Origin of the sequence: Cryobacterium sandaracinum, assembly GCF_004403415.1 — a bacterium.
Lineage (GTDB): Bacteria > Actinomycetota > Actinomycetes > Actinomycetales > Microbacteriaceae > Cryobacterium > Cryobacterium sandaracinum.
In genome coordinates, this window is sequence record NZ_SOGO01000011.1 from 110,789 (window position 1) to 134,085 (window position 23,297).

17 protein-coding genes, 2 pseudogenes and 1 riboswitch are annotated in these 23,297 nt (G+C 68.0%); of the genes and pseudogenes, 10 read left to right on the top strand and 9 right to left on the bottom strand.

Translation table 11 applies throughout. The features are described 5' to 3' along the window. Nucleotides 1-15 precede the first annotated feature (15 nt). Nucleotides 16-819 (top strand): HAD family hydrolase, encoded by an 804-nt coding sequence (locus E3T25_RS03880; protein WP_134372291.1) that lies wholly within the window; start codon nt 16-18, stop codon nt 817-819. A 528-nt stretch (nt 820-1,347) separates the two neighbouring features. Here E3T25_RS03880 and E3T25_RS03885 read toward each other — a convergent pair. From E3T25_RS03885 to E3T25_RS03900, 4 genes are all read right to left on the bottom strand, one after another. Continuing rightward, nucleotides 1,348-2,238, bottom strand: coding sequence for an endonuclease domain-containing protein (locus E3T25_RS03885; RefSeq protein ID WP_134372293.1), 891 nt, complete (start codon nt 2,236-2,238; stop codon nt 1,348-1,350). A 433-nt stretch (nt 2,239-2,671) separates the two neighbouring features. Further along, nucleotides 2,672-4,186: a glycerol kinase GlpK gene (glpK, locus tag E3T25_RS03890; RefSeq protein WP_104100354.1), complete on the bottom strand. Its 1,515-nt coding sequence runs from the start codon at nt 4,184-4,186 to the stop codon at nt 2,672-2,674. Between the two features lie 68 nt (nt 4,187-4,254). Then, nucleotides 4,255-5,019, bottom strand: a complete 765-nt coding sequence (locus E3T25_RS03895; RefSeq protein WP_134372294.1) for an MIP/aquaporin family protein — start codon at nt 5,017-5,019, stop codon at nt 4,255-4,257. A 210-nt stretch (nt 5,020-5,229) separates the two neighbouring features. Beyond that, nucleotides 5,230-6,984 (bottom strand): glycerol-3-phosphate dehydrogenase/oxidase, encoded by a 1,755-nt coding sequence (locus E3T25_RS03900; RefSeq protein ID WP_420898222.1) that lies wholly within the window; start codon nt 6,982-6,984, stop codon nt 5,230-5,232. Between the two features lie 102 nt (nt 6,985-7,086). Between E3T25_RS03900 and E3T25_RS03905 the strand changes: the two genes are divergently transcribed. Continuing rightward, complete coding sequence (locus E3T25_RS03905) at nt 7,087-8,055, top strand: sugar-binding transcriptional regulator (RefSeq protein ID WP_104100381.1); 969 nt, start codon at nt 7,087-7,089, stop codon at nt 8,053-8,055. Nucleotides 8,056-8,113: 58 nt separating this feature from the next. On the opposite strand, the gene E3T25_RS03910 is transcribed toward E3T25_RS03905, so the two are convergent. The 4 genes from E3T25_RS03910 to dhaK all read right to left on the bottom strand — a co-directional run bounded on the left by E3T25_RS03910 (nt 8,114) and on the right by dhaK (nt 13,687). Beyond that, the gene (locus tag E3T25_RS03910) at nt 8,114-9,259 is read right to left on the bottom strand and encodes a glycerol dehydrogenase (RefSeq protein WP_104100357.1); all 1,146 of its coding nucleotides are present in this window, start codon (nt 9,257-9,259) and stop codon (nt 8,114-8,116) included. A 338-nt stretch (nt 9,260-9,597) separates the two neighbouring features. Then, on the bottom strand, nt 9,598-12,036 hold the full coding sequence (gene ptsP / locus E3T25_RS03915; protein WP_134372298.1) for a phosphoenolpyruvate--protein phosphotransferase: 2,439 nt from the start codon (nt 12,034-12,036) through the stop codon (nt 9,598-9,600). 3 nt (nt 12,037-12,039) lie between these two features. Next, nucleotides 12,040-12,684, bottom strand: a complete 645-nt coding sequence (gene dhaL / locus E3T25_RS03920) for a dihydroxyacetone kinase subunit DhaL (RefSeq protein WP_134372300.1) — start codon at nt 12,682-12,684, stop codon at nt 12,040-12,042. Nucleotides 12,685-12,688: 4 nt separating this feature from the next. Further along, nucleotides 12,689-13,687 carry a dihydroxyacetone kinase subunit DhaK gene (gene dhaK / locus E3T25_RS03925; protein ID WP_134342677.1) on the bottom strand — a complete coding sequence of 333 codons (999 nt, stop codon included), beginning with the start codon at nt 13,685-13,687 and terminating at the stop codon, nt 12,689-12,691. 208 nt (nt 13,688-13,895) lie between these two features. Here dhaK and E3T25_RS03930 point away from each other — a divergent pair, with 208 nt between their 5' ends. The 6 genes and pseudogenes from E3T25_RS03930 to E3T25_RS03955 all read left to right on the top strand — a co-directional run bounded on the left by E3T25_RS03930 (nt 13,896) and on the right by E3T25_RS03955 (nt 19,555). After that, nucleotides 13,896-14,681 carry an IclR family transcriptional regulator gene (locus tag E3T25_RS03930; RefSeq protein WP_134372302.1) on the top strand — a complete coding sequence of 262 codons (786 nt, stop codon included), beginning with the start codon at nt 13,896-13,898 and terminating at the stop codon, nt 14,679-14,681. 81 nt (nt 14,682-14,762) lie between these two features. Further along, a riboswitch (FMN riboswitch) is annotated at nt 14,763-14,894 on the top strand. Nucleotides 14,895-14,992: 98 nt separating this feature from the next. After that, complete coding sequence (gene ribD, locus E3T25_RS03935; RefSeq protein WP_134372304.1) at nt 14,993-16,009, top strand: bifunctional diaminohydroxyphosphoribosylaminopyrimidine deaminase/5-amino-6-(5-phosphoribosylamino)uracil reductase RibD; 1,017 nt, start codon at nt 14,993-14,995, stop codon at nt 16,007-16,009. 7 nt (nt 16,010-16,016) lie between these two features. Beyond that, nucleotides 16,017-16,649, top strand: coding sequence for a riboflavin synthase (locus E3T25_RS03940; protein WP_134372306.1), 633 nt, complete (start codon nt 16,017-16,019; stop codon nt 16,647-16,649). Then, the gene (ribB, locus tag E3T25_RS03945) at nt 16,646-17,908 is read left to right on the top strand and encodes a 3,4-dihydroxy-2-butanone-4-phosphate synthase (protein WP_104100364.1); all 1,263 of its coding nucleotides are present in this window, start codon (nt 16,646-16,648) and stop codon (nt 17,906-17,908) included. Before E3T25_RS03940 ends, ribB begins: the two co-directional genes overlap by 4 nt. After that, nucleotides 17,905-18,375, top strand: a complete 471-nt coding sequence (gene ribH / locus E3T25_RS03950; protein ID WP_104100365.1) for a 6,7-dimethyl-8-ribityllumazine synthase — start codon at nt 17,905-17,907, stop codon at nt 18,373-18,375. The genes ribB and ribH overlap by 4 nt, the downstream gene beginning before the upstream one ends. A gap of 94 nt (nt 18,376-18,469) precedes the next feature. After that, nucleotides 18,470-19,555 (top strand): annotated as a pseudogene (locus E3T25_RS03955) (MFS transporter). A 132-nt stretch (nt 19,556-19,687) separates the two neighbouring features. On the opposite strand, the pseudogene E3T25_RS03960 reads toward E3T25_RS03955, so the two are convergent. Then, nucleotides 19,688-19,864 (bottom strand): annotated as a pseudogene (locus E3T25_RS03960) (ATP-binding cassette domain-containing protein); the annotation flags it as partial. A gap of 145 nt (nt 19,865-20,009) precedes the next feature. On the opposite strand from E3T25_RS03960, the gene E3T25_RS17320 reads away from it, so the two are divergent. Then, the gene (locus E3T25_RS17320; RefSeq protein WP_241980606.1) at nt 20,010-22,241 is read left to right on the top strand and encodes an ABC transporter ATP-binding protein; all 2,232 of its coding nucleotides are present in this window, start codon (nt 20,010-20,012) and stop codon (nt 22,239-22,241) included. 197 nt (nt 22,242-22,438) lie between these two features. Continuing rightward, on the top strand, nt 22,439-23,297 hold an 859-nt coding region (locus tag E3T25_RS03975), incomplete at its 3' end, for a transposase (protein WP_241980602.1).

Consider the following 23,297-nt stretch of genomic DNA (forward strand, 5'->3'; position numbering starts at 1 on the left):
GTCGTCGGGTAGCGGATGTCCGCGCCCGCGCCCGCGGTCGTTCTGTTCGACCTCGATGACACCCTGTTCGCCCATCGCGGTGCCATGGCCGACGGCATCCGCGCCTACCTCGGCTCTCTGGGCGGCACCTTCACCGACGCCGACCCCGGCGCGGCGCTGGCGCTCTGGGACGACCTGGAAGAGCGGCATTACCACGCCTACCTCGCCGGCAGTCTGGACTTCGCCGGGCAGCGCCGGGAGCGGGCCCGCGACTTCGCGGCGGCGCACGGCGTGACCCTGACCGGGCCGGCTGCGACGAGCTGGTTCGATGCGTATTTTCTGCACTATCGGGCGAGCTGGCGCCTCCACACCGATGCGCTCCCCTGCCTCGACGCGCTGGCCGTCGCCTTTCCGGGCGTGCGGATCGGGCTGATCACCAACGGTGAGTCGACGCCTCAGGGGCACAAACTGGCGGACACCGGGCTCGACGTGCGGTTGGAGCACGTGATCGCATCCGGCAGCCTGGGCTTCGCCAAGCCGGATCCTCGCATCTTCCGGCATGCCTGCATGGTGTTCGGGTCGGAGTCGGAGCAGACCGTCTACGTGGGCGACCGGCTGCGCACGGACGCGATCGGAGCCGCCGCGGCGGGGCTGACCGGAGTCTGGCTGGACCGGACCGCGGCCGGGGCTGGGGGTGGTGCTGGAGGTAGTGGTGCCGGGGCCGGGGCGGATGCGGCCGAGGCCGCCCGGCTGGGCATCATCCGGATCACCAGCCTCGCCGCGCTGCCCGGGGCCCTCGCGGCCCGCAGCCTCGCCCCACTGACCGCCGGCCCCCGCTGACGGCTGGCCTCCGCCCCGCTGACGGCTGCCCCCCCTGACGGTGCCGCTGGGGTCCCCCTGGCCTGCCCCGGTGTGGCCAACTCAGGACATCCGTCGCATTCGTTTCTATTTGACCCGGAAACACGCGGGTCTGATACTACGATTCGGCAGATCTCCTGAGTTAGCCACACGAGGGTGGGTCTCGACCGCAAGGAGGTCGGGTCCGCGGGCGGGCCGCCCCGCTGCGCGCGCCGCCCGGCCACGCTGACGGCAACGCCGGGCTCGAAGCAGGCACGGCTCCTGCCTGCGTGGCCAACTCAGGACATCCGTAATATGCGTTCCTCTTCGCCCCGGAAACACGCGGGTCTGATACTGCGATTCGGCAGATCTCCTGAGTTAGCCACATGGGGGTGGGTCTCAACCGCATGACCGGCAGGTTGGGTGTCCGCCGAGCCGGACCCGGCAGCCCCGCGGGAGCGGATGTCGGCTTGCCGCGAACCGACTAGACGATGGAGGTGCGGGAGCGGATGTCGGCTTGCCGGGAACCGACTAGACGATGAAGGTGCGGTAGTGACTGGTCGACGCCAGAAGGCCGGTGAGCGCGGCGATGACGCGCTCCGGGTGGTGGATGATGTCCCGGTAGAGAACCCGCAGAGTCAGGTACCCCCGCATGGCGAGGTCGCAGTCGCGGGTGCGGTCGCGCGCGTGCGCCTCCCAGCCGTCGTGGAACTGCCGGCTGTCGGCCTCGACCGCTATACGCCCCTCGACGATCATATCGACGCGACCGACGCCCCCGATCTCGACCTGGATCTCGACGTCGAAGCCGGCTCCCGTGATCACGAGGCGGAGCACGGTCTCCTGGCCCGATTCGCTGCGACAGTCGATGAGCGGGCGCAGGGACTGCAACTCCGCGGGCAGGGCTGCGAAGATCTGGGCCACGGCCTGCTCCGCGAGCAGTCTCTTGTACAAGGCGTTATCGAGTGACGCGATCGCGAATCTCGGTTCCTGGCACCGGAAAACCTGGACCAGCGCATCGGCCAGCCCGATACGGAACTCGGTGCCGCCGCAGGGGTCGAGCAGCTGACCCCAGTGGAGTTCCACACCGTCTCGGTTGTGAGCGTTGAGCTGCTGAAATCGATCGTGCGGCGCCCGCAACCGGGAAGCGGTGGGGTCGACATGGATGTGCGCGAAGGTGCTGTCCAGGGCGAAGATCCCGGTATTCGCAACCGCGGAGACGCAGGCGAGTCGCCCACCCAGCCGCACCGCTTCGAGGATGTGCGCATCCGTATCGGGAAGCGCATAGTGCCCTCGACGCGCCCTCACCAGATATCCACTCTCCACGGCCGCCCTCAGCACCCGCCAATTGGCGCCGGCGGCGTTCAGCGCCCCGGTTTCGGCGATCTGCACATTGTGGACGCGGAAGTACTCTGCCCAAGTCATGTCGACAGTGTGGACAGCGCGGGCCCCGTCTGCCGCGTCGGCTGCCCACCTGTGGCCTGCTCCGGTCAGCCTGTGCTGTGGAGGATCCGAGGTGTCGCCGCCGACCCGTGGCTAATTCAGGAGAAACGGCTGTGAAGCGAGGGACAAACTGCACCAGTCCGGCATCCGTTGGCGCCGCCGGGGTAGATCTCCTGAGTTAGCCACACACACCACCCACGGGAGCTGCCCTCCGGGAAGCGCCACGAAGGAACTGTCCGATGGGGCACGGATGCCGGCCGGCGCGAGGGGAAGACGGGGACCGGCACGGGCACGGGGAACGGGGCACGGGGAACGGGGAACGGATGCCGAAACCCGGCGGCCAGGGGCGGCCGCCGGGTCTCGGTGGGGTGCGTCGTGCGCGCGCGGGAACGCGGGGGGAAGAAGGGGGCGCGGGCTAGATCACGTCGGCGTCGACCCAGTCCAGGGACTTGGTGACGGCCTTCTTCCAGTTGCGCAGCAGACGGTCGCGCTCGGCGATGTCCAGGCTCGGCTCCCAGCGGGCGTCCTCCTGCCAGTTGGACCGCAGCTCACCGAGGTTGTTCCAGAAACCGACCGCCAGGCCGGCCGCGTAGGCGGCACCCAGGGCGGTCGTCTCCGCCACCACCGGGCGCACGACAGACACGCCGAGGATGTCGGCCTGGAACTGCATCAGCAGGTCGTTGGCCGAGGCCCCGCCGTCGACCTTGAGCTCGGTCAACGGAACACCGGCGTCGGCGTTGACCGCGTCCAGCACCTCGCGGGTCTGGTACGCGATCGCCTCGAGGGCGGCGCGGGCGATGTGGCCCTTATTCACGTAGCTGGTGAGGCCGACCAGGGCACCACGGGCATCCGCACGCCAGTACGGCGCGAACAGGCCGGAGAAGGCGGGCACGAAGTAGGCGCCGCCGTTGTCCTCGACCGACAGGGCGAGTGCCTCGATCTCCTCCGCAGAGTTGATGATGCCCAGGTTGTCCCGCAGCCACTGCACGAGCGAGCCGGTGACCGCGATCGAGCCCTCCAGGGCGTAGTGCGGTTCGGCGTCGCCGAGCTTGTAGCCGACCGTGGTGAGCAGACCGTTCTTGGAGTGGATGATTTCGGTGCCCGTATTGAAGATCAGGAAGTTACCGGTGCCATAAGTGTTCTTCGCCTCACCCTGGTCGAAGGCAGCCTGCCCGAACGTCGCGGCCTGCTGGTCACCCAGGATGCTCGCAATCGGGGTTTCGCGCAGCAGGCTGTGGCCGCTGGCGATGCCGTAGACCTCGGAGGAGGAACGGATCTCGGGCAGCATCGACTTGGGCACGTCGAACGCCGCGAGGATCTCGTCGTCCCACTGCAGGGTTTTCAGGTCCATGAACATGGTGCGGCTGGCGTTGGTGACGTCGGTTGCGTGCACACCGTCCTCGAGGCCGCCGGTCAGGTTCCAGAGAATCCAGGTGTCGGTCGTGCCGAACATGAGGTCGCCGGCCTCAGCCTTCTCTCGCGCCCCTTCGACGTTCTCGAGGATCCAGACGATTTTGGTGCCGGAGAAGTAAGTCGCCAGCGGCAGGCCGACCTGGGCCTTGAAACGATCGACACCGCCGTCGGCGGCGAGTCGGTCGACGATGGGCTGGGTGCGAGTGTCTTGCCAGACAATGGCGTTGTAGACGGGGATACCGGTGTGACGGTCCCAGACGACGGCGGTCTCGCGCTGGTTCGTGATGCCCACGGCCGCGATGTCGTGGCGGGTCAGGTTGGCCTTGGCCAGAGCCTGACCGATGACCTCACGGGTGTTGCTCCAGATCTCCAACGGGTCGTGTTCGACCCAGCCTGCCCGGGGAAAGATCTGTTCGTGTTCGAGCTGACCGGTCGAAATGATCGACCCGGCCTTGTCGAAAATGATTGCACGGGAACTGGTGGTTCCCTGGTCGATTGCGATGACGTATTGTGCCATTTTTAACTCCTTTGTCAATGCTGGGTACACGGGTATTCAGGAATGGAAAAAGAAGAAGCGAGCGGTGCCTACGCGAGGATCGGCAGGAGGAACGCGGAGGTCCAGCCGGCCAGCAGGCCACCGATGACGGGACCGACGACGGGCACCCACGAGTAGGCCCAGTCGGAGGAACGCTTGCCCTTGATCGGCAACAGGAAATGCGCGATGCGCGGGCCGAGGTCACGGGCGGGGTTGATCGCGTAGCCGGTCGGTCCACCCAGCGAGGTGCCAATCACGATCACGAGCAGGGCAACCGGAAGGGCGCCAAGGGCGGCCAGGCCGCCGCTCTCGCCCTGGCGCCCGCCGCCGAACGCGATGACGACGAAGACGAGCACGAAGGTGCCGATGATCTCGGTAATGAGGTTCCAGCCGTAGGAACGGATGGCCGGACCGGTCGCGAACACGCCGAGTTTGTTGGCCGGCTCCGGTTCCTGGTCGAAGTGCTGCTTGTAGGCGAGCCAGACGACGGTGGCCCCCAGGATGGCCCCAACCAACTGGGCCCCGATGTACGCCGCCACGGACACAGCGTTGACCGGAACCCCCAAGCCGAACTCGGTGGCCCCGGACGACACGAGTCCCAAGGTGACGGCGGGGTTCAGGTGAGCGCCCGAGTTATAGGAGACGATCACGCCGGCGTACACCGCGAGGCCCCAGCCGATGGTGACCATCAGGAATCCGCCGCCGAAGCCCTTGTTCTTGGTCAGGGCGACGTTGGCGACCACCCCGCAGCCCAGCAGGATCAGGAGAGCGGTTCCCACCACTTCCGAGAGGAATACGATACCGAGATTGTCCACGTTGACATCCTTTTAGATTATTGAAATGAAGAAAGCGAAGGAAACGGATAGTAGAAAACCTAGCGACTCGAGACCGCCGGTGGTCCTGACCTTTCTGCACGTTTGTGCAGATCAGCCTTCAAGTCTGCGGGTACGGAGCCGGGCCGGAGGGCAGGCTGCGGGCAGGCGACCGCAGCGCCCGCCCGCCCGCAGGGCAGTCCCGAGCAGTACCTAGACGGCCGGCACGGCCGGCGTTTCCGCCGGGGCCAGGTGCACGCCGTACATGTCGCGCAGTGTGTTCACCGCGGTGTCGACCTCATGCGCGCTCCGGGCGGCGTCCCAGCCGAGGACCGGTGCGAGCACGCCGGCCAGCTCGGTGAGCAGCGGCAGAGTCACTTCGCCGCGGAAAGCGATGCTGGTGCGGCGCAGCAGCAGGTCCATCAGGTGCATGACCGATTCCGCCCGGGCGATGAGCTCGATTTCGCGCCGGGTGTAGCCGGGGTGCTGCATGAGCGGCGCGTCCGGTTCGGCGGTGAGCCAGGTGATCACTTCGGTGGCGCGCGTGCCGTACCGGGTCAGCAGCACATCGGCACGCTCGGCGCCGACCTTGTCGCCGTTGGCGGCAACCCAGACCCCGCGTGCGGCATCCGTCGCCGGGAAGTCTCGACCGCCACCGATGGGCAGGCCGACCGTCGAGACGGTGCGCGGCAGGCCGAGCAGGGTCAGGATGTCGCCGCTCAGGTGTTCGGCCAGGGCGCGGAAGGTCGTCCACTTGCCGCCGACCAGGCTCAGCAGGGTGCCGTGCCGGGCGCCGAGCGGGCGCGATTCGATGCGGTAGTCGCGCGAGACGAAACCGGGCGCCTCGTCGTCGTGGCGGGGCAGCGGGCGCACGCCGGCGAACCGGAACACTATCTGCGACCGGTCGACGGCCACCTTTGGGAAAACGTGGTTGACGAGTTCGAAGAAGTAGTCAACCTCGGCTTCGGTGCAGCGCGCCGGCTGAGTCATGTCGTGCTCGAGGTCGGTCGTGCCGACGAGAACGCGGCCCGCAAGCGGGAAGATAAGCACGATGCGGCCGTCTTTGTGCTCGAAAAAGATCTCGCGACCGCCGGTCGCGGCGAGCAGTTCGGGGTTGTCGAGCACGACGTGCGACCCCTTGGTGCCGCCCATATAGGTGCTGGCCTGGCCGAGGGCCGTGTTCGTGAGGTCGGTCCACGGTCCGGACGTGTTGACCACGATGTCGGCCTCGAAGCTGAATTCGGCGCCGGAGACCGTGTTGCGCAGGCGCACACCCGCAGCATCCATGCCGACGGCCTCGATGTAGTTGGCGCTCCGGGCGTGGGTGCCGGCGGCCAGGCCGTCGGCCAGCACGTCGAGGGCGAGGCGCTCCGGGTCGTGCATGGAGGCGTCGTAGTAGGTGGCCGTGTACTTGAGGCCCGGGTTGATCTGCGGCAGCACTTCGAGCGACGCCTTCTTGCCGAGGAATTCGTGCCGGGGCACATTGCCGCCGTCGCGGGAGAAGGAATCGTAGAGCATCATGCCGATCTTGATCAGTAGAGCTCCGCGCTCCTGGGCCGCACTCTGTTTGTGGGTGAGGAACCGCATCGGCGCCGACATCACTCCGGAAAAGGTGGAGTAGATCGGAATGGTCGTCTTGAGCGGCTTGACGTAATGGGGGGCGATCTTGAGAAGGCTGTTGCGCTCCTCCACAGACTCCTTGACCAAGCGGAATTCACCGTTCTCGAGGTAGCGCACACCGCCGTGGATCATGTGCGAGGAGGCCGAGGATGCGCCGGAAACGTAGTCGCCCTTGTCGACGATGGCGACGTCCACGCCCTGCAGGGCCAGATCGCGGAAGGTCGCGATGCCGTTGATGCCGGCTCCGATGATGAGAACTTGAGCGCGGGGGCGGTCCTGGATGGCGGCCTGGGCGGCGGCACCACTGGACTGTGACGGTGCGGAAGATGACTGATCGGGTGTGGACAGCACTATTCGCTCACTTCTCTGTGGGTGGAGGGGAATTGCTTCTACCCTGCTAGGTTCGACACAAACGGTCAAGAGGTTTGAACATACGTGCAAGGAGTTAAAATGGCCCATCCAGACGATCCGTCCCTGTCGGACCGAACCAGTGACGCGCTCACGGCGGCCCACCTGTATTACATGCAGGACCTGACCATGGAGGCCATCGCGCGGGAACTGCACACCTCCCGCTCCTCGGTGTCCCGTCTGCTCAGCCAGGCCAGAACCAGCGGGTTGGTCGACATCCAGATCCGGTCCCCGCTCGACGCGACGAGCCGGGTGGAGAAGCTCATCCTGAACCGCTTCCAGGTCACCGCACACGTCGTGCCGGTGCCCGACCACGCCAGCGACGTCGATCGGTTGGAGCGCGTGGCCCTCTCGGTTGCACGGATTCTCGGCGAGTTCTTCGACTCGAACATGATCATGGGCATCGCCTGGGGATCCACGATGAATGCGGTCAGCCGCCACGTGACCCCTAAACGCACTCACAACGCACAGATCGTGCAGCTGAACGGCGCCGGCAACACACGCAGCACCGGCCTCGACTACGCCAACGAGATCCTGCAGCGGTTCAGCAACGCGTTCGGCGCCCGCCTGGAACAGTTCCCGGTTCCCACCTTCTTCGACGACCCGGCCACACGCACGGCGTACTGGCGGGAGCGCGGCTTGCGCCGGCTGTTGGAAATGCAGAGGAACATGGACGTCGCGCTCTTCAGCGTGGGTTCGCCCTTCTCCAACGTCCCCAGTCACGTCTACGTCGGAGGCTACCTGGACGACGACGAGCTCACCGCTCTTAGCGACGCCGGGGTCGTCGGCGACGTCGCGACAGTCTTCTACCGCGCGGACGGCTCGACCGACGGCATCCCGCTCAATGATCGCGGCACCGGCCCGGAACTGTCGGTGCTGCGCCGCACCCCCCGGCGCATCTGCGTCGTCTCGGGCCAGTCCAAGGTGGACAGTCTCCGCGGCGCGCTGGCCGCGAACCTGATCACCGATCTGTTCATCGACGAGAGCAGCGCCCGGGCACTGTGCGAGTGAGCAGACGGAGGCCCGCAGGCGGCCACTGAGGGTTCGTGGCGACCGGCGGGCCGACGGATCAATGCTTCTGCACGTACTTAACGGGAGCGGGCAGGCCGCGCGCCGCGCGCACGGACCGCGAGAGCCCCTCGATCGACTTGAGGGCGTCGAGAACGTCGTCTGCAGTGACCACGAACGGCATGTTGTGAATCGTCTCACCCGGCAGGGTTGACGCCGTGGCGATGGCCCTCAGCTCCTTCTCGTCGTCCAGGCTGAGACCGATCTCGGTCAGCGTGGTGGGCAATCCGACGAGAGTGGTGAACTCGATGAAGTCTTCCACCTCGGTCCGTGGCGCGCCCTCGAGGACCAGCTGGGTCAGCGAGCCGATGTTCACCTTCTGACCGTGGGTGAGACCGTGGGTCTGCGGGGCCGCGGTCAGGCCGTTGTGGATGGCGTGGGCGGCGGCCAGACCGCCCGACTCGAAACCGAGTCCGGACAGAAGCGTGTTCGCCTCCACCAGCTTCTCGAGAGCAGGTGTGACCAGGTTGTCACGCACGGCATCTAGGGCCGGAAGGGCGTTCTCCCAGATGACGTCCCACGACAACTTGGCCAGCGCGGTGCCGGTCTGGGTCGGCAGCCCCCCGGCCATCGTGGTCGCATGGGCAGCCGCCGTGGCCCGGGCTTCGAGCCAGGTCGCCAGCGCGTCGCCGACTCCGGCGATGAGGAACTCGACCGGCGCGTTGGCCACGATCTGGGTGTCGATCAGCACGAGGTCGGGGTTGCGCGGGAAGAAACGGTATTCGACAAACTCGCCCTCCTCCGTGTAGATCACCGAGAGCGCGGAGGTGGGAGCGTCGGTCGACGCCACGGTGGGCACGCTGACCCAACGAATTCCAGCCAGGAAGCCGGCGGCCTTAGCCGAGTCGATCGTGCTTCCGCCGCCCAAGCCGATGATCACGTCGGCCGTGGTTACGCGGATCTTCTCGACCAGCGCGTCGACCGCGGACGCAGTCGCAAAGCGGTCGAATTCGACCCGTTCGACGCGGAGGCCGGCAGCAGCGAAGCTCGCCGAGACCTGCTGCCCTGCGAAACCCCACACGACGTCATCAGCGACGATCAGGGGGGCGGAGCCGATCTGGGATACGAATTCGCCGAGGCGATCGATCGCTCCCTTGCCTTGGACGTAACGTCCGGGGCTCATGACTGTGCGGATTGAAGTGGTCATCGTGGAACTTCTTCCTGGTCGAACTGCGTCTACATCTTTGTGGGACGGTGGCGGTGAACCGGTCTTCCGGGGCACAGATTTCACATTACGCCCGCCGATTCGACCGACATCGGCTGCCCTGCAGCGGGCGACCGTGCGAGCGCACCCTCCGAGCGGTTTCCGGCACATCCGCCCAGTCTGATGTCACGGCTCAAAGATCGGATCTGACGCACAAACACGCGCTCTTGGCCAATTTTTTGAATGCTATTCAGGATTTACAGGAAATACGTCGCTGTTTCTGAAAGCCAGCGTTGCACATTTGTGCAGATCGGACGCCCGGGAGGGGCCGACACCGGCAGCTACGCCCGTGTCGGCTCCAGCAGGAGCGCGGCGGCGGATCGCGCCGCGCCGGCGCTGCCGGCGGCGACCGCGGCGAGTGCGGCATCCCGGCACTGGTCCACCGTCACGCCGCGTAGGAACTCGGCCACGCCGCCCAGGGCTCGCGGGGACATCGACAGGCTGGTCGCCCCGAGCCCCACCAGGATGGCGGCAAGCATCGGATCTGCCGCGGCCTCACCGCAGACCCCGACCGGCTTGCCGGCCGCCAGACCGGCCTGGCAGGCCTCACGGATCATCCGCAAGACCGCCGGCTGCCAGGGGTCGTTGAGCAGGGCGAGCTCCCCCATCAGCCGATCGGCCGCCATGGTGTACTGGGCGAGGTCGTTGGTCCCCAGACTCGCGAAGTCCACCCGTTCGAGGATGGGGCCAGCCGTGATAGCGGCGGCGGGAGTCTCGATCATCACGCCCACGTTGTGCAGGCCGTGCGCGGCACAGCGGGCCGCGAAGTCCACGGACTCGTCGACGGTCGCGATCATCGGCGCCATGACGCCGACGTCGGCGTCTTCCGCGGCGGCCGCCGCTGCGATGGCCTGCAGCTGGGTGTCCAGCAGTTCCGGCCGCTGCCACGCTGTGCGATACCCCCGGATGCCCAGGGCAGGGTTGACTTCGTCGGCCGCCGTGACGAAGGCCAGCGGCTTGTCGGCTCCCGCATCCAGCGTTCGGATAGTGACCTTCTTCCCGGGGAATCCGGCGAACACCTGCCGGTACGCGGCGACCTGTTCGTCGAGTCCCGGAGCCTCGGCGTGGTCGAGGAAGCAGAATTCGGTGCGAAAGAGGCCGACACCCTCGGCGTTCGCCTCGATCGCGGCGGCAACGCTGTCAGGCGAAGCCACGTTCGCGAGGAGCTGCACGCGGTGCCCGTCCCTGGTCCTTCCCGTACCGTCGAAGGTGATCACCCGGCGGATCTGTTCTTCGGCTCGCAACACTTGGTCGTCGGTGGGGTCCACGACGATCTCACCGGTCGTGCCGTCAACGATCACCATGCTTCCCTCGGGCAGGTCCATCGCATCGCGGGCCGCCACCACGGCAGGCAAGCCAAGCGCCCGCGCGAGAATGGCCGTATGGGAGGTGGGCCCGCCCTCGACGGTGACGATCGCCCGACACACCGTGGGGTCGATCAGTGCCGTGTCGGCGGGGGCCAGGTCCCGGGCCACGAGCACATACGGCTCCACACGATCCGGCAGGCCCGGTGCCGGTCGGCCGAGCAACTCGGACACGATGCGGTTGCGCACGTCGTGCAGGTCCGAGACACGTTCGGGGAGGAGCCCACCCTGCTCCATAAAAACCGCTGTGACCTCGCTCACAGCCGCCCAGACGGCACGCTCCGGAGTGTGGCCCTGCCCGGTCACTCGGGAAACGGCAGCATCGATCAGCCCGGGATCCGCCGCCATCAGCGCCGTTGCCTCCAGGATCCCACGCGCCGCTCCCGACACCCGGGCAGCCTTGTCCCGCAGGGCCAGGGCTACAGATGCCGCGGCGGCCACGATCCTCTCCGCGGCCGCCGCCCGCTCGCGCAGGGGGAGTGCGACTGCCGGCCCCGGCTCGTTCACCGGTTCCTGCATCCGCACGATCGGACCGACGGCGAAGCCGGGGCTCACGCCCAGAGGCCCGCTCGACGGCGCCCCGCCCCGCGGCCGCGACGCGGAACGCGCCGGCCTGGGCGCGGGAGCGTGGGCGGCCGCGAGCTCGCCGAAGCCCTTCCCGACCAGTTCACTCACGGCCTCGAGCGCCTCCACAGCCTGCCGCCCGGCCGCCGCGACGCAGATCGTGTCGCCCTTCCGGGCGCCGACGGTCAACAGGGCAGTCGGGCTGTTAGCCGGCACCGGGGGCCGGCCGGTGCGGAGGTTGGCGACCGTCACCGTCGCCTCAAAGGCGCTGATAGCGGTGACGAGCATCGAGACCGGTCTCGCGTGCAGGCCGTCGGGGTTCAGCAACGTCACCTCGATCGTGTGTTCCGCCGCCGGGCCGGAGTCGACCGGCAGGCCGGCCGGGTCCTCGTCGCCCAGGTGACTCTGCTTGGCACGAAGAGCACCTCGGGCCTCACGTTCCACTTCGTCAAGGGTGGCGCCACCCGCCGCGCGCACCACTGCCGCCATCAGGCCCTCTACGAAGGGACCGCTGCTGAGCCGGACGGGCAGGTCGTGGTCGTCCGAGAACTCCAGCGCCATTTCCGCGCTCATCACAGCCGATCCCAGATCCATCATCACGAGCACGCCCTCGGGAGAGGAAACCTCGGCGATGGCCTCGGCGACTTTGGACGCGTCCGTTCCGATCACCCCTGCGCCGGCACCGGCTGCGATCGCGATGGCCGGGCCGTTGACCCCGACCATTTCCACTGCGAGGTCCACTGCTGCCTGCGCGAGCCGGGGGCTGTGCGATACCACTACGATTCCGATCACGATCTACTCCTTGTCGAGGATTTCGGCCAGGGCCTGGAAAAGCAGCGACGTCGACGCGGCTCCCGGGTCGATGTGGCCGATGCTGCGTTCCCCCAGGTAACTGGCCCTGCCCTTGCGGGCGATCAGGGGTGCGGTGGCATCCCGCCCCGCTTGTGCAGCGGAGTAGGCAGCACGGGCCGCCGAGGAGATATCGGAGAAAACGACGAGGTCGGCGTCGAACGCGTCGAGCGCGGGAGCGAGGACGTCGAACATGGTCTTATCCCCGGCCTCGGCCTTGCCGCGGGCAACGACGCCGCCCAGCCCTGCACGAAGCGCGGCCGCCAGGCCGGGCGCGTCCAGGGTGCTGACCGGTCCTGCCGAGGTACCGATCCGCAGGAAGAAGGTGCCGTACAGGGGGCCGCTGGCACCACCCACGGACGTCACCAGGGTCATGCCCACGCCCTTGAACAGTTCGTCGACGGCCACGACCGGTGAGGCCTGGATTTTCCCGAGGACCGCATCCATGCCGCGGGTCATGTTCGAGCCGTGGTCCGCGTCGCCGATGGCCGAATCCAGTTCGGTGAGGTAGGAGACCTGCTCGGTCACCAAGTCGCGAAAACGGGTGAGCCAGCCGGTGAGCTGATCAAGGCTGATCGTGTCATTCGTCATGGTGCTAGATTCCCCAGCGCAGCCCGGCGGTGTTCACCGGCGCATCCCACAGATGAAGCAGGTCCTCGTCGGCCTTGAGGATCGTGACGGAACAGCCCGCCATGTCCAGCGCGGTGATGTAGTTGCCCACGAGGGAGCGGGCAACCGTGATGCCGGCGGCGTCGAGGATCTTCCTGACTTCGGCATACATGACATAGAGCTCGATCAACGGGGTTCCGCCCAGCCCATTCACCATCACAATCGTCGGGGCGCCGGTGAAGTCCAGGTCGGCGAGGATCGGCTCGACGAGCAGACGGGCAACCTCGGCGGCCCCGGCCAGCGGCACCCGGCGGCGGCCCGGCTCCCCGTGAATGCCCACGCCGATCTCCATCTCGCCTTCGGCAAGTTCGAAGGTCGGTTTCCCGGCCGCGGGAACCGTGCAGCTGCTGAGGGCCACGCCCATGGAACGGCCGGACTCATTGACCTGGCGGGCCACCGCGGTGACGGCCGCGAGGTCGCGGCCTTCCTCGGCTGCCGCACCCGCGATCTTCTCGAGCAGGACAGTGGTTCCGACGCCCCGGCGGCCTGCGGTGAAGGTGGAATCCTCGACCGCGACGTCGTCGTTGACGACCACGACGGCAACCTCGATCCCGGTCTCAGCCGCGGCCAGTTCCGCGCCCATTTCGAAGTTCATCACGTCGCCCGTGTAGTTCTTGACGATGTGCAGCACGCCCGCTCCGCTGTCCACGACTTTCGTGGCCTCGAGCATCTGGTCGGGTGTCGGCGAGGTGAAGACCGCCCCGGCGCAGGCCGCGTCAAGCATTCCCACACCGACGAAACCGCCGTGGAGCGGCTCATGGCCGGTTCCCCCACCAGAGAGCAGGGCGACTTTGCCTGCTCTGGTCGGGTCTGTCCGGTAGATGATGCGGTTGACGTGGTCGACGCGAAGTTCCGGGTGTGCGGCCGCCACGCCGATGAGGGAATCGGCGAGAACCGTCTCCGGGGAATTGATTAGTTTCTTCATGTTGAGACCTCCAGGATTATCTTCATGTTTGCTCTCCGTTGAACTTTTCGAGCTGGATCCGCGAGACACTTTCCCTCGCGACTCAAAGAAATACAGAACGCAATTCGATAATGTCGAATATCCTCCAGAGAGTGGCCCAATGTCAACACGTCGCATGAAGACGCGTTGGTGACGCGGCATACTTAAGGAATCAACCGGAGGTGCAGCTGTGATTCAAGCCATCGATCGTGCGGCGAAAGTGCTGTCGACGTTGCAGGGCGCACGCCACCTCGGCATAACCGAACTCGCCACCGAACTCTGGTTGCCGGTCTCGACCGTGCACGGCATCGTCAAATCGCTGCAGGGCCACGGTCTTGTCGCGCAGGAGCCTGGCGGCACCCGGTACATGCTCGGCCCGGCCCTGCTCAAACTCTCGAATGTCTACCTCGACACGCTCGACGTGCGCGCGCGGGCCATGCGCTGGACCCTCGAACTCGCGCGCAGAACCGGACTGTCCACACGTCTGGGGGTGCAATTGTTCGACGAGGTCATCATCATTCACCACAACCCGCGGCCTGACGGCAGCCAGCAGATGCCCGAAACGGGCCTGTCCATCCCGGCCCACGCCTCGGCAATGGGCAAAGTTCTCCTCGCATACAGTCCGGAATACGCCTCCGGACTGCTGGGGAGGCCCCTGCGCAGTCTCACCGGCGCCACGATCACCGACCCGGCTCAGCTGGCCATCCAATTCGTGTCGATCGTGAGCGACGGCATCGCCACCGAAGAGGACGAGGCCGTGCTGGGCGAGTCGTCGATCGCGGCGCCCGTGGTCGACACCCGTGGCAATGTCATAGCCGCGGTCGCCGTTGTCGTACCGTCGAGCGAGTGGCCTCCCGACTCCAGCGTGCTGAACGGATTGCGTGAGACGGCCCGGAACATCTCCCGGGAACTCGGCGCCAGCACCTGGCCGCCGCGGGCCCTCCAACCGGCCGTCGCCGCGCATCCGCAGTCGTGAGCGCCCATCGCAGGCCGCACTCTCGAACGGGAATTTTTCTATGGCCGACGCGTTGGGATATAACTAGTAGTAGTTATATGAAACGTGCTCCGGGGTCGGTGTAAGTCCGAACCGGCGGTGAAAGTCCGCGACCCGTGCCGCTCCCAAAGCGGAACGGTTGAGCTGGTGAAATTCCAGCACCGACGGTTAAAGTCCGGATGAGAGGCGCACGAGTCGATGGACCATTCCGGTCGGTCGGCGGGTTTCGCAACCCACATGGTGTTCGCCGCACCGAAAACCCGGAGTTCGTTGCACCAACGGACAGGACGGGAATGACGGACCAAGCGGAGCTCGAGGCCACCATGCGGCGTGCGCTCGCGCTGGCCGCGAATGGGCCGGCCACAGGCCCGAACCCCCGCGTCGGCTGTGTTCTCCTCGACGATTCCGGGCAGGTCCTGGCCGAAGGCTGGCATCTCGGCGCCGGAACCCCCCACGCCGAGGTTGTCGCCCTGAGCCGGCTCGCCGCCGGCGCCGCCCGCGGTGCCACCGCCGTCGTCACCCTCGAACCCTGCAACCACACCGGCCGCACCGGCCCCTGCTCGCTCGCCCTGATCGACGCCGGCGTCCGCCGGGTCGTCTACGCCGTCGCCGACCCCGGCGTCGGCTCCTCGGGCGGGGCCGACCGGCTCCACGGCGCCGGAATCGACGTCACCGGCGGGCTGCTCGCCGACGAGGTCGAACCATTTCTCGCCGACTGGCTCGTCGCCGCCCGTCTCGGGCGCCCGTTCGTGACGCTCAAGTGGGCGTCGAGCCTCGACGGGCGCGCGGCGGCCGACGACGGGACCAGCCGCTGGATCACCGGACCGGAGGCCCGGCAGGACGTGCACCGGCGGCGCGCGGCAGCCGGCGCCATCCTCGTCGGCACCGGCACCGCGCTCGCCGACGACCCTGCCCTGACCGCCCGCGACGCCGCTGGAAAGCTTCTGCCCACGCAGCCGGTGCCGGTCGTGATCGGCACCCGCGGTATCCCCAACGACGCCGCCCTCCGCGCCCACCCGCATCCGCCCCTCTTCTTCGCCACCGACGATCTGCTGGCCGTGCTGCACGACCTGCACCGGCGCGGCATCCGTCACGCCTTCATCGAGGGTGGGCCCACTCTCGCCAGTGCGTTCGTCGCGGCCGGGCTGGTCGACGAGTACCTCGTGTACCTCGCGCCCACGCTGCTCGGCGGCGCCCGGCTCGCCCTGGGCGACATCGGGGTGGCCGGCATCACCGACCAGCGCCGCCTGGCCATCGACCATTACGACCGACTCGGCGACGACCTCCTCGTCGTTGCCCGGCCGAGATAGGACAATCATGTTCACCGGAATCATCGAGGAACTCGGCCAGGTCGAGAAGGTGGAGCGATTCACGGATGCCGCCCGCCTCACCATCCGCGGCCCTAGAGTCGTAGCCGACGCCGGCCACGGCGACTCGGTCGCGGTCAACGGCGTCTGCCTCACCGTGGTGGAGCGGACCGGCGACACCTTCACCGCCGACGTGATGGCCCAGACCCTCCTCATGTCCACCCTCGATGCCGCCCGCGCCGGCAGCCCGGTCAACCTCGAGCGCGCCGCCCTCGTCGGCGACCGCCTGGGCGGCCACATCGTGCAGGGCCACATCGACGGCACCAGCACCCTGCTGGCCGTCACCCCCGGTGAGGCCTGGCGGGTGCTGCGGTTCAGCCTCTCCGCCGAACTCGCCCCGCTCGTGGTAGGCAAGGGCTCCATCGCCGTGGACGGCGTCTCGCTGACCGTCAGCAACATCAGCCCGGCGAGCGAACCGGACCAGTGGTTCGAAGTCTCTCTCATCCCCGAAACCCTCACCGTTACGACGCTGGGACAGCGCACGATCGGCGATCACGTCAACATCGAAACCGACATCCTGGCCCGCCACGTGGAGCGCATGCTCGCCCTGGCGGACGCCGGATCGAAAAGGAGCCACTCATGAGCCTCGCCGACATCCCTACCGCGCTGGATGCCCTCCGGCTCGGGAAACCGGTCATCGTCGCCGACGACGAGGGCCGTGAGAATGAGGGCGATGTGATCATCTCCGCCCAGATGGCCACGCAGGAGTGGATCGCCTGGACCGTGCGGTACTCCTCCGGCTTCATCTGCGCGCCGATGACCAACGACCTAGCCGACAAGCTCGATCTGCCGGTGATGGTGCCGAACAATGAGGACCCCCGCGGCACGAACTACACGGTGTCGGTCGACGCGGCCGACCGGCTCAGCACCGGGATCAGCGCGGCCGACCGCGCGCACACCCTGCGCGTGCTGGCCGATCCGGCCTCGACGCCGTCCAGCCTGCACCGGCCCGGCCACATCATGCCGCTGCGCGCGAGGGATGGCGGTGTGCGCGAGCGGGACGGCCACACGGAGGCGGCCGTCGACCTGATGAAACTGGCCGGCCTCGTACCGGTCGCCGGAATTTGCGAGATCGTCGCCGAAGACGGCGAGATGATGCGCCTGCCCGGGCTCCTCGCCCTCGGCGAGCGCGAGGGCGTGCTGGTGATCACCATCAAGGACCTGATCGCCTACCTGCAGGAGTTCCACACCGACACCGAGCTGCCCACAGTCAGCCCGATCCTCGAATCGCCGCGGGTGGACTTCGAGGTGGAGACCACAGTGCCCACCCGGCACGGCTACTTCCAGGTGCGCGCCTACCGGGACCGGATGACCGGCGCCGACCACGTGGCCATCGTCTCCGGCACCCCCGCCGACGGCGCGATCGTGCGGGTGCACTCCGAGTGTCTCACCGGTGAGGCGTTCGGCTCGCTCAAATGCGAGTGCGGGCCTCAACTGGATGCCGCCCTGGAGACCATTCAGGAGCTCGGCGGCGTCGTCGTCTACCTGCGCGGCCAGGAGGGCCGCGGCATCGGGCTGATCAACAAGCTGCGCGCCTACAAGCTGCAGGAGGACGGCCTGGACACCTTCGACGCCAACGTGGCGCTGGGCCTTCCCGCCGACTCCCGAGACTACGGCGCCGCCACGGCCATCCTGCACGACCTGGGCCTGTCCGCCGTGCGGTTGCTGACCAACAACCCGGAGAAGGTGCGCCAGCTCGAGGCGCACGGCATCACCGTGACCGAGCGAGTGCCGCTCGTCGTCGGCGTCGGCACGCACAATCAGGACTACCTGGCCGTCAAGCGCGACCGGATGGGCCACCACATCACAGAAGCAGACATGCTGAAAGGAATCGCACTATGAGCGGAGCAGGCTCCCCGGAGATCGAGATCGACGGAACCGGGCTGGACATCGTGATCGTCGCCGGACGCTGGCATGACGTGATCACAGACGGGCTGATCGCCGGTGCGACCCGGGTGCTCGAGGCATCCGGTGCCCGCTACTCGCTCGTGCGGGTTCCCGGCAGCTTCGAGCTGCCGGTTGCGTGCAAAGTGGCCCTCGACAACGGCGCCGACGCGGTTGTCGCGCTCGGCGTGATCATTCGTGGCGGCACCCCGCACTTCGAGTACGTGTCGTCGGCGGCAACGGATGGCCTCACCCGGGTGGCGCTGGACACCGGCAAGCCGGTGGGTTTCGGCGTGCTCACCCTCGACGACGAGCAGCAGGGCCTGGACCGGGCGGGCCTGCCCGGCTCGAAGGAGGACAAGGGCGAGGAGGCGGCCGCGGCGGCCATCGCGACCGCTCAGCTGCTGCAGAAGCTGCGCGAGTAAGACACGACCATAATGCGGCGGCATCCGTATCGTTTCCGGAGCGTGAGCCGAGGATTAGCGGAGCCGAGACTCCGGACGTAGGGTGCAAGGGCGGCTGTCACAAACGGCCGCCCTTCTCGACTTCCCGCACCTGTTCTCTCGACCGGAAACGAGACCACGGCGCTGCCGGCGTCGTTCGCCGTCTTCGGCGCGGCCATGGTGGCCCGCCCCATCGGCGCGCTGGTCTTCGGCCACTTCGGCGACAAGAGGGGCCGCAAGGCCACTCTCGTCGGGGCACTGCTGACCATGGGCATCGCAACCTTCCTGATCGGGGTGCTGCCCACCTACGCCATGATCGGCTGGCTCACGCCGGACCTGCTCGTGGTCCTGCGCCTCGCCCAGGGCTTCGCACTCGGCGGGGAGTGGTCCGGCGCCGCGCTGGTCGCGACCGAGAACGCCCCGGTCGGCAAGCGCGCCTGGTACGGCACGTTCCCGCAGGTCGGCGCCCCGCTCGGCTTCATCATCGCCAAGGACCTGTTCCTGGCCATCGCACTGGCCCTGCCCGGTGATGACCCGACCCGCTGACGACCCGACCCGCCCCTCGGACGCGTTCCTCGAGTGGGCGTGGCGCATCCCGTTCCTCTTCTCCGCGGTGATGGTCGTCGTCGGCCTCTGGGTACGCCCGCGCCTGGTCGAATCCGACGCCTTCACACAGGTCGTCGCCACCAAGCGTGTGGAGAAACTGCTGCTCGCGGCCGTGTTCCGGTCGCACTGGCGCCAGCTGATCCTCGGCACCTTCATCATGCTGGCCACTTACGTGCTGTTCTTCGGCGTGTTCACGTTGGCCTCCGGCCCCTGGGCCGACAGGCACGGGCGCCGCAAGACCCTGATCTTCGTGACCCTGGCGATCATCGGATTCGGCCTGCTCTTCGTGCCGCTGATGGGAATGACCTTCGGGCCGATGGGCGCGCTGCTGCCCGAATTGTTCCCGACCAGCGTGCGCTACACCGGCTCCGCTTTCGCGTACAACATGAGCTCGATCCTCGGGGCGGCGGTGGCTCCGTTCATCGCGATCTGGCTGTGGACCCTCGGCGAGGGCAGCCCGTTCTGGGTCGGCGTCTACCTCTCGGTGATGGCCGTGATCGCCCTGGTCGCCCTGCTGCTGAGCCGCGAGACCCGCGACATCGACATCGAGCACTGACCTGGCTCTCGGCCGGCTCTCGGCCAGCTCTCGACCACCGGTGGTCGAACCTGTCGAGACCCGGGTCAGTCGAGGAACAGGGTGCGCAGGCGCCGGGTCGTGAAGGCCAGGCCGAGCAGGATCATAGGTCTCGCCGGTGCGGGTCGAGACGGCGCCCAGCCTGCGCATGGTGGTGGACTTGCCGGCCCCGTTCGGGCCGAGCAGTCCGAAGGATTCGTCGGGCGCCACCTCGAAGGAGATGCCGTCCACGGCGGCGAAATCCTGGTGCCTCGTGACGAGATTCCAGGCCACGACGACGGGCTCCGGCACGGTTCCCTGCTGGAGACCGCCGGGCCCATCCCAAGCGGGATGCGGTTAAGATCATTCAGTGAGTACCCCCAGCAACCCCCGTTCCGCCGCCCGCCCGCCCACCAGCACGGCCGGTCGCACGGCCGGTCGCGGTCGCCTCGGCCGGATGGGGCGCCGCGACGATGCCGGCGGACCCCGCGCAACGTTCAGCCAGTTGGTCCCGTATCTGCTCGAGCACAAGAAGGTGCTCGGCTTCGTCATCGTACTCAGCATCCTCGGCGCCCTCGCCAGCCTCGCCCAGCCGCTCCTGGTCAGCCAGGTCATCACCATCGTGCAGGAGGGTGACGCGCTCGGCAGCCTGGTGTGGGCGCTGGTCGCACTCGTCGTCATCTCCGCCCTGATCAGCGGCTACCAGCACTATCTGCTGCAGCGCACCGGTGAGGGCGTCGTGCTCTCCAGCCGCCGCAAACTGATCGGGCGGATGCTCCGCCTTCCGATCAGCGAATTCGACACCCGCCGCACCGGCGACCTGGTCTCCCGGGTGGGGTCGGACACCACGCTGCTGCGGGCCGTGCTCACCCAGGGTTTGGTCGAGGCGATCGGCGGGTCGCTCACGTTCGTCGGCGCGCTCATCGCCATGCTCGTGATCGATCCGGTGCTGCTCGGCCTGACGGTACTGGTGATCGCCGTGTCGGTGGTCACCGTCACACTGCTGTCGCAGCGCATCCGTGCCGCCAGCCTCGCCGCGCAGGCCAAGGTCGGCGACCTCGCCGCCAGTGTCGAGCGCGCCATCAGCGCGGTGCGCACCGTGCGTGCCTCGAACGCCACCGACCGGGAGATCGCCGCCGTCGAGGAGGACGCCAAGGGCGCCTGGCGGATGGGCATCCAGGTCGCGAGGATCTCGGCCCTCGTCGTGCCGATCGCCGGCATCGCCATGCAGGTGTCGTTCCTGGTCGTGCTGGGCGTGGGCGGCTTCCGCGTGGCCAGCGGCACCATCACGATCGCGGACCTGATCGCGTTCATCCTGTTCCTGTTTCTGATGATCGTGCCGCTCGGCCAGGCGTTCGGCGCGATCACCTCCGTGAACGCCGCGCTCGGCGCCCTCGGCCGCATCCAGGAGATCATCGACCTGCCCACCGAGGACCAGTTCGACCGCGACATCGCCCCTCTGGCCATCACGGTCGGCGCCGCCAACGAGTCGGTGCGGCCGGATGCCCCGGCGATCTCGTTCGAGAACGTGCAGTTCGGCTACCTGGTCGCCTCGGCAGCGACGGATGCCGCGGGTGCGGAGGCCGGGTCGCGGGCCGGGTCGCAGGCCGGGTCGCAGGCCGGGTCGCAGGCCGGGTCGCAGGCCGGTGCTGCCGGTGTCGGCCGTGTTGCCGGCGCCGCAGCCGGTGCGGGGACTATCGGCTCTGCTGCGGCCGCGTCGGCGGATTCCGCCGCTCTTTCCGATGCCGGGCGTTCCGCTCACACGGCTTCCGATGCCGAGCTCGTCGCCGCCGAGAACGCGATGATCGAGACCGCCGTCGCGGCTCCGTTCGTGCTCGAGACCGCCATCGTGGTTCCGGCCGTGATGGAGGCCGTGCTGGCCGAACCCGACCTCGTCGAGGCAGATCTCGCGGCCGCTGACCGCTCCGCGGCCGCGGCCGACCGTGCTGCCGAACAGGCGACCGAACGGGCGACCGAGCGCAGCGACGCCGACGCCGCCGGCAAGCCCCGCCCGGTGCTCCGCGGCGTCTCCTTCGACGCCCCGCGCGGCAAGCGCACCGCCCTGGTCGGCCCGTCCGGTGCCGGCAAGAGCACCATCCTGGCCCTGATCGAGCGCTTCTACGACCCGACCGGAGGCGTTGTGCGCATGGGGGGACTGGATATCCGCACCCTCGACCGCACCGCGCTGCGCTCGCAGATCGGCTACGTCGAACAGGACGCCCCCGTGCTGGCCGGTTCGCTGAGAGACAACCTGACCCTGTCCACGCCCGACGCCACCGACGAGGAGTGCATCGCCGTGCTGCACGCCGTGAACCTCTCCGAGGTGCTCGAGCGCGACCCGGCCGGGCTGGGCGCGGCGGTCGGCGAGTCCGGCGTGATGCTCTCCGGCGGCGAACGCCAGCGGCTGGCGATCGCGCGCGCCCTGCTGGCCGCGCCGCCCATCCTGCTGCTGGACGAGTCCACCTCGAGTCTCGACGGCGTCAACGAGCAGAAGATGCGGGCCGCGATCGACGCGGTCGCCGTGGACCGTACCCTGATCGTGATCGCGCACCGCTTGTCGACCGTGGTCGACTCCGACCAGATCGTGGTGCTCGACCACGGTCAGGTCATCGGCACCGGCACGCACTCCGAGCTGGTCGCCTCGACGCCGCTCTACCGCGAGCTCGCCAAGCACCAGCTGCTCGTTTAGCCTGGGCTGCCCTAACCAATTCGACGGAGAATTCAGTCGAAACCGCCAGTTTTGGGCCTGAAACACCTGATCTAGCCAAAATCTCGGCTCTCCTGCTTCATCTGTGGGTGTTTCGGAGCGCCTTAACGGCCGCACGCCGCTTCCTGTCTAGGTTTCTGACTGTCTAGGAACAGAAACTCAAGGGGCAGGAATACGGCGTGCGGTCTCTAACTTTATGGCGGACTTTGCTGGGTGTCGATAAGACGGTCGTTGAGGACCTGAATCTGGACCCGGTGGCGGGTGTTTTGGTGGCCTCGGTGCGGCCGACGGGGTCGGCGCGGCACCGGTGCGGGGTCTGCCTGAAACGTTGCCCGCGCTACGACAGGGGTGCGGGGCGGCGCCGGTGGCGGGCCTTGGACGCGGGCACGATCCAGGTCTACTTGGAGGCGGATTCCTCGCGGGTGTCGTGCCGGGAGCACGGGGTGATCGTGGCCGCAGTCCCGTGGGCCAGGCACCAGGCCGGCCACACGCATCACTTTGACTCTCAGGTCGCGTGGCTGGCCACGCAGACGTCTAAGGCCGCGGTCACCGTGTTGATGCGGATCGCGTGGCGCACGGTCGGGGCGATCATCACCCGGGTTTGGGCTGACACGGAAAAGCTCCATGATCCCTTCGCCGGGCTCACCCGGATCGGGATCGATGAGATCTCCTACAAGCGCGGCCGGAAGTTCTTGACCGTGGTCGTCGACCACGATTCGGGGCGCCTGGTCTGGGCTGCACCCGGCCAGGATAAGGCCACCCTGGGCACGTTCTTCGATGCGCTCGGCGCGGAACGATCAGCCCTGATCACGCATGTTTCCGCGGATGGGGCCGCGTGGATCGCGTCGGTCGTCGCAGCACGCTGCCCGAACGCAGTCCGCTGCGCGGACCCGTTCCACGTCGTGAAGTGGGCCACGGAAGCCCTCGACGAAGTTCGCAAGGCCGCCTGGACCGAGGCCCGCAAACAGGCCCGCCTAAACGAGTCCCGCACGGTTGGCCGGCCCGTGCACGACGCCCAGGCCCGGCCTCACAGCGAGC

Excerpts from the sequence above, each read along its gene's own strand:
- ribH (WP_104100365.1), top strand. The coding sequence starts at position 17,905 with ATGAGCGGAGCAGGCTCCCCGGAGATCGAGATCGACGGAACCGGGCTG.
- ribB (WP_104100364.1), top strand. The coding sequence starts at position 16,646 with ATGAGCCTCGCCGACATCCCTACCGCGCTGGATGCCCTCCGGCTCGGG.
- E3T25_RS03910 (WP_104100357.1), bottom strand. The coding sequence starts at position 9,259 with ATGACCACTTCAATCCGCACAGTCATGAGCCCCGGACGTTACGTCCAA.
- E3T25_RS17320 (WP_241980606.1), top strand. The coding sequence starts at position 20,010 with ATGGGGCGCCGCGACGATGCCGGCGGACCCCGCGCAACGTTCAGCCAG.
- glpK (WP_104100354.1), bottom strand. The coding sequence starts at position 4,186 with ATGGCACAATACGTCATCGCAATCGACCAGGGAACCACCAGTTCCCGT.
- dhaK (WP_134342677.1), bottom strand. The coding sequence starts at position 13,687 with ATGAAGAAACTAATCAATTCCCCGGAGACGGTTCTCGCCGATTCCCTC.
- E3T25_RS03905 (WP_104100381.1), top strand. The coding sequence starts at position 7,087 with ATGGCCCATCCAGACGATCCGTCCCTGTCGGACCGAACCAGTGACGCG.
- E3T25_RS03880 (WP_134372291.1), top strand. The coding sequence starts at position 16 with ATGTCCGCGCCCGCGCCCGCGGTCGTTCTGTTCGACCTCGATGACACC.
- ribD (WP_134372304.1), top strand. The coding sequence starts at position 14,993 with ATGACGGACCAAGCGGAGCTCGAGGCCACCATGCGGCGTGCGCTCGCG.
- dhaL (WP_134372300.1), bottom strand. The coding sequence starts at position 12,684 with ATGACGAATGACACGATCAGCCTTGATCAGCTCACCGGCTGGCTCACC.
- E3T25_RS03940 (WP_134372306.1), top strand. The coding sequence starts at position 16,017 with ATGTTCACCGGAATCATCGAGGAACTCGGCCAGGTCGAGAAGGTGGAG.
- E3T25_RS03885 (WP_134372293.1), bottom strand. The coding sequence starts at position 2,238 with ATGACTTGGGCAGAGTACTTCCGCGTCCACAATGTGCAGATCGCCGAA.